The organism is Aquibacillus sediminis (assembly GCF_005870085.1).
Lineage (GTDB): Bacteria > Bacillota > Bacilli > Bacillales > Amphibacillaceae > Aquibacillus_E > Aquibacillus_E sediminis.
The window spans coordinates 1-10537 of sequence record NZ_SZNM01000045.1 but is presented as its reverse complement, the minus strand read 5'-3'; the positions used below and the strand labels follow the sequence as shown (position 1 = coordinate 10537).

Genomic DNA, 10537 nt, shown 5'->3' with positions numbered 1-10537 from the left:
CTGCTTTTAGTTTTATTTCCTTACTATAACGCTGATGTTTTTTGGATGTTGTCATTAAGAATCTCCCCTTACACTAATAGTTTAAAGGTCGAAATTTTCTTGTGTCTAGTATAAGGGGTACAGACTAAATTGTTGAACAAGGAACTGTCGAATGTGACAGCTCTTAATGTTATAAAGTGGTAGGTTAATAAAGTAAGAATACAATACTTTTGTAAATTTAGAAATTATATTGGAGGTGGTTTTGTTTTGCAAAAATGTGAGAAGTGCTATGCACAATTTAGTTGGAGTCAAATCTATAAATCCTTTTGGTGGAATTATAAACCTATAAAATGTAACGAGTGCGGTACGACACATAAGATAACAATTCCTGGTAGGTTCACTTTTGTCTCTTTTACTATTCTTCCAATGCTTATTTTCGGGAATTTCCTGTCCCCTTTTAATAATATTCTTTTGACACTTAGCATAGCTTTTTTTATTTTTATTATTGGTACTTTGTTGCCCCCTTTTTTTGTTACTTATAAAGATTCTTTGTGAACTATTGTACTTAAGCTAATGGGGGGCGAGAGTTGGAACAATGAGTTGTAGATACGCCAGTTAAATTTTGAAGGTCAGGATTATTCAACACGAGAAGTTAAATGGAGGTGTAATTTTGGATAAATTCTTATTTATTTTCGGAATTATAGTTTTTGTATTTTGTCTTATTTTCTTTGTAATGAATTTTCTCGGGGAATACGATGGAATGATCCTTTTAGGAACAGTGTTTGGAATGTTAAATGCAAGTATTGCAATGGGTGTTTCTGAAATATTAAGAGCGTTAAAAAGCAAAAAATAAGCAATATGTGAATCAATGTACTTAAAGTAAAGGGCAGTTGAGTTTAGAAAGGGGAGTTAATGGAATTGTTTTTATTCTTGGTCTTATTATTTTTAATATTTGGTTATTTATTTGTTTTACAATTAATTGAGGCAATTAAAGGAGACGATACCCATCACCAATATGGACTTGTAAAACATTCTGCGGCTTTATTGTTTGTTCTGTGGTCAGCTTCTTTGTTTTTCTTGTTGACAGCATTTATGGGATAGACGGTTCTTATTTTCACAAAGGGGAGCTATTTTTTAATAAGGCGAATGAAATCTTGTGTCACTAAAGGGTGCGATAGTGGAACAAGCTGTTGTTACCACCGTTGGACTATCGAGCAGGTTAATGTAATAAAAAAGTAAATGAAATATGTATGTTAGTATTAATTTATATTTTTTAAGGAGGGGTTTTGTATGGGGGACTTTGTAATTGACGGCTTTATATGGCAGTTAATCATCGTGCCTATCATCACGATTGTACCAGCACTTATTGTATATTTTATAACAAAAAAATGGTGGTTAGCACCATTGGTGACACTCGTTTTAACAATGATTACAGATATAATTTTTTCTGCGTTATATCATTCTTCTGTTTCTTTAAGTTCTTGGTGCATAGCATTGCCAATAACTGTTACAGCAATCGTTTGGTTGATAAAAGGAATTAAATTCGGTTTTGCCTCAAATCATTAAACACCTTCAACTATTTGGTGCGAATATTGAACAAGCTTCTATTGTGCTAAAGAAGCATTTTGTTGAATACAAGGAGGTTACAAAAGTAGAAATGAGAACTTGAGTTTAAAAAGCCCAAGAGTAAGAGTGTGGTTATGGATTATGATTCCAGCATTTATAATAACTTTTGGCTTGTTTGCCTACTTATCAAAAGAATTTAGCTTTGTACCTATTTACCACTAATAATTGGTTACTTCTCTTACTTAGGTTGGGTAATTGTGCAGAAGAAAAAACAGAAATAACTTGTTCAAGTCACGGGTGACATTTTCTGGAACAAGGAGGAACGTATTTTCATTTAACTGGCAGTTTACTTCAATGTGATACTACAGAGTGAGTTTTATAAAAAGGTGGTATAAAAATGTTGTTACGAAAGTTTAATATAATCTTGGCAATTTTAGCTGTTTTGTTATTTGCATATAGGCTTATATTCGGTAGCACTTTTACCTTTATCTTCTACCTCATTCCTATTATGTTATTATCGTTTGGTATAGAGTACGTTAAAGAAAAAAGAAAGGGATTAGGATATTTTTATCTATTTGGATTTTTTCTTATTTGTTTGACAGCAATTTTAAATAAATTATTATGACAGTGAAATTAAACAAACGGGGCCCGATTGTTAAACAAGGAGTTGTCAATCTGGCAGCTCCTATTGTGCTAAATTGCGGGTTAATGAAAAAATGCCGAATGCAGTACTTAATCTTTTTGTATTATTTTAAAGGAATAAAAACTACTCAAATAATTTATAAAAAGGGGGATCATAGTGACATTTGAACAGATTTTGCCTATATTAGTTCTTCTGGCGAATTTTGTAATTGTAATTGCGGTATTGGTTGGAATAGTATTACTTACAAAATATGTCCGTTCTAAAAAGGAAACTAATAAGGATTTGAAAAGCAGAGTTGAAAGTTTAGAAAAAGAAATAAGTGATATTAAAAATAGATAAAAAAGGCAATAAGCGATTTGATTACTGTTTTTAGAAAACAAGTTAATAAAAGATGTACACTTATTTCGTTAACGGAAGCATTAACACAACAAGGGGAACGTCAGATTTAAGGTGACGTTCTTCTCTTTTTCGGAAAAAAGTAAATGACTGAATTTTATGATAGTATTATATTTTATAATTTGTTTTTCAATTAACATGGCAGAATGTTTAAGAAAAAATAAGGGGAGTGAACTAAAATTAAAAAGTTCATTTGGATTTTTGCATTCATAGGAATGTCAGTAATGCTGTTAGGGTGTTCAGCAGATGAAGTCATTAAGGTAGGTAGTCCTTTCAACGATGAGGGTACTGAAGGAGTTAAATTTAATAACGAAATTACTGATGAAGAGGCAATAACTAAATTAAGAACAATCATTGATAATTCAAAGGGTATTGATAAACCTAGTATCGAAAATGAGGCAGAAGCATTCTTTCAACTCGATAGACCAGATGAAAGTGTTTCGGAAATTCGACGGTATATATGGTTTCAAGACAATGGCAGTGCAGTTTTATTTGATGGGGGTTCAAATTACTCTATCTTGACTAAGGAACAAACTCTTGAGTTAAAAAGTATATTGGAACTTTAATTGTTTCTTATTAAAGTAACGCATCCCTTTGGATTAAGATCTTATTTATTAAAGTAAAGGGCAGTAATATTTAACAAGGTGATTGGATTTTCATAGTAAAATGAAGGTGTTTAAGGGGAGTGGTTCAATAAATGAATGATACATTTATGGCAAAGGTTAAGAAATTTTTAGCCTTTTTATTGATTGCAGGTATCCTTACTGGTATCTCATATCTTATTGTTTACAAAGTTTCATTTTTACCAAACGGTTACAATATTGTTGAAGTGAAAAGCGATAGTATATCGTTAAAATCATTCAATGTGGTAGGGATGGAAAAGAATATTATAGACGTAAATTTTTCAGAAAAAGATACTTGGAAGATCGAAGCCATAAAAGATGAAGTAAAAAGACAAAAGGAATTTTTATGGTTGTTGTTTTCTTTGCTTTCTGTATCTATATTTTTGTTAGTGTATAAGGTTCGAAATGGAATGAAATTGTGGAAAGCAATCATAGATAGTAATATCATTTTTGCAGTTTTGATACCACTAGTTCCTATTATTAAGTCTTTGGAAAGGGTAAATAATTGGTTGTTCTAACGCCTATGATGTGGTAGCTTTCTCAGGATGAGTTAAGTTTGTGAGGAAGTACACTTAAAGTAAAGGGTGCTTATCTACAAGAAGCATAAGCCTTTTTGTAGACGGATAGTTGAATAAGCAAAAAAGGGGGAGGATTATATTAAAAAATGTTTTACTTTCAGGGATTTTATTAGCTTTGATTTACATCGCAATCATATTAACTCTTATTCTATCTCATGTAGAAGTTATCGATATTAAGATACCATATACAGGTTAAATTTATTTCACTAAAGGGAGCGTTTCGGGAACAAGGATGAACGCTTATTATGCCATCGGAGCAGTAATATTGAAGATGAGAGAACTAATGGGAAAGGGGAAGACGATGAAACATTTCTTGAGATTTTTAGGCGTACTTGGCATTCTATTTATTTTAACTAGTTGTTCTTCTAATACCGTTCAAAACCAGGAAATAAGCATTATGGAAGAATTGAAGCAGGAAATAAGTAGCCAAGATATCACTATTGATAAAATTTATCATGTTGAAATTATCAGTGATGGTGTGCTTGTTCTTTATAAGAAGATGAATAAAAACATGGTAAGAGAAGCATTTTTACGACAAAAAGATAATGAGTGGGAGTGGGAAATGGGTTATGGAGAGATAGCCATTAACCCAGATACTGAGAATTTTTTATGGCATGGAACGAATGATGAAGATACACAAGTATTTAAGATAACGGGTGTTACTTCTAATCCTGACATAGAAAAAATAATTACTCAAAAACCAGATGGTACTCGTAAAAAAACTGCAAAGATAATAAATACTGGAGAAGGATTTAAAATTTGGAATGTGTTTTATGAAAATCCAATCAATGCACCAGTTGACTTTACTGCCTATGATGGAGATGGTAAAGAAATATTAAAACAATAATTTGTTCTACTATAGGGGACGAATGTACAACAAGGATTAAGGATCAGCAGCTACTGATCCTTTTTCATAGACGAAGCAGTATAGCTAAAGCGTAAAAAACAGTTGTCTATCATAAAAGGGAGAGATAATTATTAAAAATCAATTTAAGAATTATATTATTGTTCTACTTTCGTTGGCTTTAACAGTAAGCTTATTCATATTATCTGTGGAAAAAAATAGGGAAGTTGAAACACCTGGTAAAATTGCAACTTCATTATCAGATGCACTAATTCTTGATAATTATAGTGATTTTAAAGGCTTATTTGCTCCCCATAATCAACCCTCTAAAAGTGACTTTGAACAACTCCAGAAAGAGATTACAGCTGGATATGGTATTAAAACTTATGCATGGGTCGGTTTGCAAGATGGTGACATGATGCTAATTGATGTTGGGGAAGTAACGCAAAAAAGAGATTTTAGTGGTTATTATATTAAAGATATTCAAATTTTATCTAAGGACCTGAGTGATTATTTTGAACATGACTAATGGGATAATGAAAGAAATTAGTTAACCCAAAGATATAATATAATTTTTTCTTGTTAAATTAACAGGATGCGTTTTTAGAACAAGAAGGAACGCTTATTTTACATAGACTAGAGTCAGAACTCTTAAATAATGGGGGATAGGATGAAAAAATTATTATATGTTTTATTCGGTATTTTAATAATTTGTATGTCTTTACTTACAGGAGCTATTATTGCGCAACATGCTCATGTGAATGGTTTATCTGGTCCTGCTTTTGTATTAGTTATTGTGGTTTTAATAATAGGTGTTTCATTGTTATTTGTTAATAACATAGATGAGTCTAGTAATAATAAATAAAAAATTACAATTAAGTTGTTAAATTAACGGTAGCAAAAGTTGAACAAGGAATTGTCGATGCGGAAGCTCCTATTGTGTTAAATAAGCAGGAATGTTGAACAAGAAATATTCAGGGGGGAGAGTACTTGGAACTGAAAAATAAGATAGGGGCTATTATATTTTTTATAATAATAAGTGTGTTAGTAACTGTAATTTGGGTTACAAATACAAGGATGAACGAATATCAGTCAATAGTACATACATCAGTTTCAGAGTCATATCAACAAGTATTATTGTATTTGTTGGAAATGGAAGATTACACAAATCAACTATTAAATGAGAAAAAGGAATTACAAGTTCCAGACACAGTATTTTATAGCAATTTTTCGAAACAAACGGATAACTATTTATGGAATTTTTCAAGAAATTATGAAGGATTAACAGGTGATAGTGTAAAAGTTGAGGATTTATCTGAGTTTATAATGTCCTTTTATATAACATATCGTTCAATGGATGAACAAGCAGATTTAGATATGTATTCTAACGAAAAGTTGTCTTCAAATTTCAAAGATAGAAATAAAATATTACATCTCCTTGTAAAAGAGATAGAAAAAGAACATGATGTGAAACATTGGTCAGAAAACTATGATGTAAATAAAATGAGTAGGCTAATCACTAAGCTAAATAAGATAGTAGATCAAAATCCGATTTAGCATTATATAACGATTTACCTTGTTCAACAAACGGGATGCTTTCTATAACAAACAACAATAGGGGTTATTTTATGATAGGTTCATTTTTTATGTATTTTATTATCTTTTTTTTAATTGCTCGATTGGTTAGTCTTTCTGGATAGATAAGATGGATGCCTACAATAAGCAATTCGACGAGAAAAGACGCAAAAATTGCAGCAGTTCTTCCTTTATTGATAGTTATTATAATATTAATTTGAGGATATTAAACTAAAGGGAGCGAATGTACAACAAGGATTAAGGATCGGCGGCTGCTGATCCTTTTTAATAAAGAAGCAGCAGTTATGTGCAAGAAGAAATGGTAATTAAAACTCTAATGTAAGGTGATGCAATTGATAAAAAACGTAGAACTAATTACAAATGAAGTTCAAGATTTTTCTCTCATAAAAATTAAACTTATAACTAGCTTCTATGTTTCTTTTTACAAAGAAGTTGGAGAAAACAAATCCTTACTTGAAATTGATTTTGTTATTGATGATGATAACGGTAATAAGTTTATCGCAAATTTCCACTTCCATAATCCAGAGAATATTCGTTTTGAAAGTGGTGGTCCGTATCACCAAATATCAATAGATATTCAGGACATTAAGGATAAAGGTTGGGAAAATAAAAGGTATGAAGTGACTGACTATGAAGAAGACACTCTTCATTTTTATTGTTCTGATATTGAAGTGATTTCAATAAAAGAAACTGATTATGTCATATAAGCTTGTTGTGCTAACGAGATGCGAATGCACAACAAGGATTAAGGATCGGCGGCTGCTGATCCTTTTTCATAAATGGTGTAGTAAGCTTGAAGAAGGTAATTGAAATGTAAATATAGAAATAAAAGGATATTCTTGTTTTGGGGAGTGGATGAATATTATAAAAGCTGTTGTATTTGACTTAGATGGAACATTGTTAAACCGAGATGCGTCATTAAAGCTATTTATTGAAAAGCAATACGAACGATTAAATAAATGGGTAAATCATGTATCAAAAGATAAATATACAACAAGGTTTATAGAACTTGATAATCGGGGTTATGTTTGGAAGGATAAGGTCTATCAACAGTTAATTGATGAATTTGATATTACTGATTTGACTTGGGAAGAATTACTTCAAGACTATATTAGTCAATTTCAAGATAGCTGTGTTCCTTTTCCTAACCTCATTAGTATGTTAGAAACATTAAGTGAAAATAATATTGTTCTTGGAATGATTACTAATGGTAAGGGGCAGTTCCAAATGGATAATATTAAGGCTTTGGGTATTGAAAAATACTTTAAAACAATCCTTATATCCGAATGGGAAGGAATGAAAAAGCCTGAGCCACAAATATTTGAAAAAGCCTTGCATAACCTCAATGTTTTAACCTCGGAAAGTATATTCGTTGGCGACCATCCAGAAAAAGATATACAGACTTCTCAAAATATAGGAATGAAGGGAATATGGAAAAAAGATTATCAATGGGATAACGTTAAAGCAGATTTTATAGTTGAAGATTTAAAGGAAATACCTTTAATTGTAAAGGAATTAAACAATCAAAATATAAAATCTTATTAAGCTATCGGGGGCTTATCTGGAACAAGGGATACAGCCCTTATTTCGTTAAAGGGCAGTAATGTGGAATAAAAATAGTTTTGGGGGAGATAAGATGAAAAACAAATTTAATTTATTTATTGTCTTAGCGATTGCTTTAATCTTAATAACTGGTTGTAATAATCAAGAAGAAAATCTGAGTATAGAACAACAAATAGAAAATGCAATGTTAGAAGTTGAGATGGATTTTGATGAGATTTTACATAAAGAGGTTGTTAAAGATGGGATTTTTGTTTTCTACAAAAAGAATGACGAACTCTGGGGTGGGTTTATAAAACTAACAAATGAAGGGTGGGAATGGGTTAGAGGAAGTGGTGGTGCATCGTTTAATCCCGAGAAAGGTTATAACAACCAAGGTAGCAATTACGTTGAATCCGATTTTATGATTCAATATGGTATTATTACTGACCCTTCAATAGAAAATATTAAGCAAGAATTTGGTAATCGTAAGGCTAAAAAAGTGACAATTGATAGTGGTTTTCGGTTGTGGTTCTTGATAAACAAAGAATCTCGCACAGCAAAAGTTGAGCCTATTTACTCAGCTGAATGAACAGACCTCGATATTAAACTAACGAAGAGCTTATGTTGAAGAAGTTAGCTATATAAATTAGGACTTGAATTAAAGGGGTTTTTCAATGAATATTAAATACTTTTTTATAGGATTCTTAATTTTATTCTCACTATTAGTGGGGTGCAAAGCAGAAGATGAGGTTGACTCCTCTATTTACGAAGGGAGTGATTTGATTATTGGTGTAATAGGTAAATCACCCGAAGTACGTGAGAAGAATATTAATTTTAAAAGAATAAGGTTAGCCGAATTAGAATCAAATGTTGCAAAGGTTTCTAATGATTACGATGCTGTTTTCATTATGAAACAATACCTGGATCAAGCTGGGGAAAAACAATTTGCACAAGTGTTTAATGAATTGAAAATACCTGTCTTCTTCATTGAATCAAAAAAATCATATCTACCATTTATATATGATGATATGACCTATGAAGAAGCTCCTAATATTGAAGACCAAACATATGCAACAGGTATTATAAGTGAAGAAAAAGATACATTTAATTATTGGGGCTATGGATTATACAATGATACTGAAAATGAAACCAATATAAAAGATGTCTATTCAAGGATATTTACAACCATTGAGTCAGAGGTGAAATAAGCAATATTTAATAAAATTGCTTGTTCAACAAACGGGGGCTTTTCTGGAACAAGTAGGAACGCTCATCATTATTTGCAATCAAGAAAAATTTTAAAAAAGGGAGAGATTGTGTTGTATTTATTAGCATCAGTTGGTGGCGTAAACACTGGGGATATGATTTTTCAGTTATTATCATTTTTAATTTTATTAGCTATTCCTTTGGCAATTATCGTTTTATTTATTGTTTTACGAAAGAGAGGCGACAGATTAAAGCGAGTGGAAAAGAAATTAGATAAAATTATATCGGACACTGATAATAATAAATCGTAGAAAGTTACTAATCTAAAGGGTGTATTACCACAACAACGGTAATGCTACTTTCGTAGGTATGTGGCAGGAATGTTTAAGAAGAAAAAAGAGGAGTGAACTGAAATAAAAAATATAATTTGGATTTTTGCATTCATAGGAATGTTAGTAATGCTTATAGGGTGTTCAGCAGATAAGGTCATTAAGGTAGGGAGTCCTTTCAACGATGAGGGTACTGAAGGAGTTAAATTTGATAACGAAATTACAGATAAAGAGGCAATAACTAAATTAAGAACAATCATTGATAATTCAGAGGGTATTAATAAACCTAATATCGAAAATGAGGCAGAAGCTTTCTTTCAACTTGATAGACTTGATGAAAGTGTTTCGGAAATTCGGCGGTATATATGGTTTCAAGATGATGGCAGTGCAGTTTTATTTGATGGGGGTTCAAATTACTCTAGCTTGACTAAGGAACAAACGCTTGAGTTAAAAAGTATATTAGAACTTTAATTGTTTCTTATTGAAGGAACTGGCCCATTATGTTTAAGAAGTTAGCTATATAAATTAGGAGTTGACTTAAAGGGGTTTTTCAATGAATAGTAAATATTTTTTTATAGGGTTCTTAATTTTATTCTCACTATTAGTGGGGTGCAAAGCAGCAGATGAGGTTGACTCCCCTATTTATGAAGGGAGCGATTTAATTATGGTGTAATAGGTAAATCACCCGAAGTACGTGAGAAGAATGTTAATTTTAAGAGCATAACGTTAACCAAATTAGAATCAAATGTTGCAAAGGTTTCTAATGAGTACGATGCTGTTTTCATTATGAAACAATATCTGGGTCAAGCTGGGGAAAAACAATTCGCACAAGTGTATAATGAATTGAAAATACCTGTCTTCTTCATTGAATCAAAGAAATCATATCTACCATTTATATATTATGATATGACCTATGAAGAAGCTCCTAATATTGAAGACCAAACATATGCAACAGGTATTATAAGTGAAGCAAAAGATACATTTAATTATTGGGATGATGCTGAAAATGAAACCAATATAAAAGATGTTTATTCAAGGATATTTACAATCATTGAGTCAGAGGCGAAATAAGCAATATTTAATAAAATTGCTTGTTCAACAAACGGGTGCGAATATTCAATAAGGAGTTGTCGATGTGGGCAACTCCTATTGTGTTAAAAGGCAGAAATGTATAACAGGAAAAGAAAATACGAGTAACCTAATATTATTGAAAGGGCTGATTTTTTGCGTTTAGT

General features: G+C 31.3%; 18 protein-coding genes. All 18 read left to right on the top strand.

Annotated elements, in window-relative coordinates; all coding sequences use genetic code 11:
* The first annotated feature begins 246 nt into the window (after positions 1-246).
* The 18 genes from FCI53_RS22265 (at position 247) to FCI53_RS20470 (ending at position 10373) form a co-directional block, all read left to right on the top strand.
* Positions 247-534 (top strand): TIGR04104 family putative zinc finger protein, encoded by a 288-nt coding sequence (locus tag FCI53_RS22265; RefSeq protein WP_171038264.1) that lies wholly within the window; start codon positions 247-249, stop codon positions 532-534.
* Between the two features lie 115 nt (positions 535-649).
* Positions 650-832, top strand: a complete 183-nt coding sequence (locus tag FCI53_RS20550) for a hypothetical protein (protein ID WP_138420861.1) — start codon at positions 650-652, stop codon at positions 830-832.
* A 65-nt stretch (positions 833-897) separates the two neighbouring features.
* Complete coding sequence (locus FCI53_RS20545) at positions 898-1080, top strand: hypothetical protein (protein WP_171038263.1); 183 nt, start codon at positions 898-900, stop codon at positions 1078-1080.
* Positions 1081-1269: 189 nt separating this feature from the next.
* Positions 1270-1545: a hypothetical protein gene (locus tag FCI53_RS20540; protein WP_138420859.1), complete on the top strand. Its 276-nt coding sequence runs from the start codon at positions 1270-1272 to the stop codon at positions 1543-1545.
* Between the two features lie 799 nt (positions 1546-2344).
* Complete coding sequence (locus tag FCI53_RS20535) at positions 2345-2527, top strand: hypothetical protein (RefSeq protein ID WP_138420858.1); 183 nt, start codon at positions 2345-2347, stop codon at positions 2525-2527.
* 281 nt (positions 2528-2808) lie between these two features.
* On the top strand, positions 2809-3150 hold the full coding sequence (locus FCI53_RS20530) for an immunoglobulin domain-containing protein (RefSeq protein WP_138420857.1): 342 nt from the start codon (positions 2809-2811) through the stop codon (positions 3148-3150).
* 131 nt (positions 3151-3281) lie between these two features.
* Positions 3282-3725 carry a hypothetical protein gene (locus FCI53_RS20525; RefSeq protein ID WP_138420856.1) on the top strand — a complete coding sequence of 148 codons (444 nt, stop codon included), beginning with the start codon at positions 3282-3284 and terminating at the stop codon, positions 3723-3725.
* A gap of 361 nt (positions 3726-4086) precedes the next feature.
* Positions 4087-4632: a hypothetical protein gene (locus FCI53_RS20520; RefSeq protein ID WP_138420855.1), complete on the top strand. Its 546-nt coding sequence runs from the start codon at positions 4087-4089 to the stop codon at positions 4630-4632.
* Between the two features lie 172 nt (positions 4633-4804).
* Positions 4805-5158 carry a hypothetical protein gene (locus FCI53_RS20515; protein WP_138420854.1) on the top strand — a complete coding sequence of 118 codons (354 nt, stop codon included), beginning with the start codon at positions 4805-4807 and terminating at the stop codon, positions 5156-5158.
* A 141-nt stretch (positions 5159-5299) separates the two neighbouring features.
* Positions 5300-5494, top strand: coding sequence for a hypothetical protein (locus tag FCI53_RS20510; protein WP_138420853.1), 195 nt, complete (start codon positions 5300-5302; stop codon positions 5492-5494).
* Positions 5495-5619: 125 nt separating this feature from the next.
* Positions 5620-6186, top strand: a complete 567-nt coding sequence (locus tag FCI53_RS20505) for a hypothetical protein (RefSeq protein ID WP_138420852.1) — start codon at positions 5620-5622, stop codon at positions 6184-6186.
* 371 nt (positions 6187-6557) lie between these two features.
* Complete coding sequence (locus FCI53_RS20500; RefSeq protein ID WP_138420851.1) at positions 6558-6932, top strand: hypothetical protein; 375 nt, start codon at positions 6558-6560, stop codon at positions 6930-6932.
* A 154-nt stretch (positions 6933-7086) separates the two neighbouring features.
* Positions 7087-7770: an HAD family hydrolase gene (locus FCI53_RS20495; RefSeq protein ID WP_138420862.1), complete on the top strand. Its 684-nt coding sequence runs from the start codon at positions 7087-7089 to the stop codon at positions 7768-7770.
* A gap of 91 nt (positions 7771-7861) precedes the next feature.
* Positions 7862-8356, top strand: coding sequence for a hypothetical protein (locus FCI53_RS20490; protein ID WP_138420850.1), 495 nt, complete (start codon positions 7862-7864; stop codon positions 8354-8356).
* Positions 8357-8441: 85 nt separating this feature from the next.
* Positions 8442-8975, top strand: coding sequence for a hypothetical protein (locus FCI53_RS20485; protein WP_138420849.1), 534 nt, complete (start codon positions 8442-8444; stop codon positions 8973-8975).
* A 111-nt stretch (positions 8976-9086) separates the two neighbouring features.
* Positions 9087-9284, top strand: coding sequence for an SNARE domain-containing protein (locus tag FCI53_RS20480; RefSeq protein ID WP_138420848.1), 198 nt, complete (start codon positions 9087-9089; stop codon positions 9282-9284).
* A gap of 147 nt (positions 9285-9431) precedes the next feature.
* Complete coding sequence (locus tag FCI53_RS20475; RefSeq protein ID WP_138420847.1) at positions 9432-9773, top strand: hypothetical protein; 342 nt, start codon at positions 9432-9434, stop codon at positions 9771-9773.
* Between the two features lie 315 nt (positions 9774-10088).
* Positions 10089-10373: a hypothetical protein gene (locus tag FCI53_RS20470; RefSeq protein WP_138420846.1), complete on the top strand. Its 285-nt coding sequence runs from the start codon at positions 10089-10091 to the stop codon at positions 10371-10373.
* Positions 10374-10537 lie beyond the last annotated feature (164 nt).

What these genes read in the sequence shown, in the direction of transcription:
- FCI53_RS20530 (WP_138420857.1), top strand. Translation starts at nt 2,809, where the DNA reads ATGCTGTTAGGGTGTTCAGCAGATGAAGTCATTAAGGTAGGTAGTCCT.
- FCI53_RS20520 (WP_138420855.1), top strand. Translation starts at nt 4,087, where the DNA reads ATGAAACATTTCTTGAGATTTTTAGGCGTACTTGGCATTCTATTTATT.
- FCI53_RS20475 (WP_138420847.1), top strand. Translation starts at nt 9,432, where the DNA reads ATGCTTATAGGGTGTTCAGCAGATAAGGTCATTAAGGTAGGGAGTCCT.
- FCI53_RS20510 (WP_138420853.1), top strand. Translation starts at nt 5,300, where the DNA reads ATGAAAAAATTATTATATGTTTTATTCGGTATTTTAATAATTTGTATG.
- FCI53_RS20490 (WP_138420850.1), top strand. Translation starts at nt 7,862, where the DNA reads ATGAAAAACAAATTTAATTTATTTATTGTCTTAGCGATTGCTTTAATC.
- FCI53_RS20540 (WP_138420859.1), top strand. Translation starts at nt 1,270, where the DNA reads ATGGGGGACTTTGTAATTGACGGCTTTATATGGCAGTTAATCATCGTG.
- FCI53_RS20485 (WP_138420849.1), top strand. Translation starts at nt 8,442, where the DNA reads ATGAATATTAAATACTTTTTTATAGGATTCTTAATTTTATTCTCACTA.
- FCI53_RS20470 (WP_138420846.1), top strand. Translation starts at nt 10,089, where the DNA reads ATGAAACAATATCTGGGTCAAGCTGGGGAAAAACAATTCGCACAAGTG.
- FCI53_RS20525 (WP_138420856.1), top strand. Translation starts at nt 3,282, where the DNA reads ATGAATGATACATTTATGGCAAAGGTTAAGAAATTTTTAGCCTTTTTA.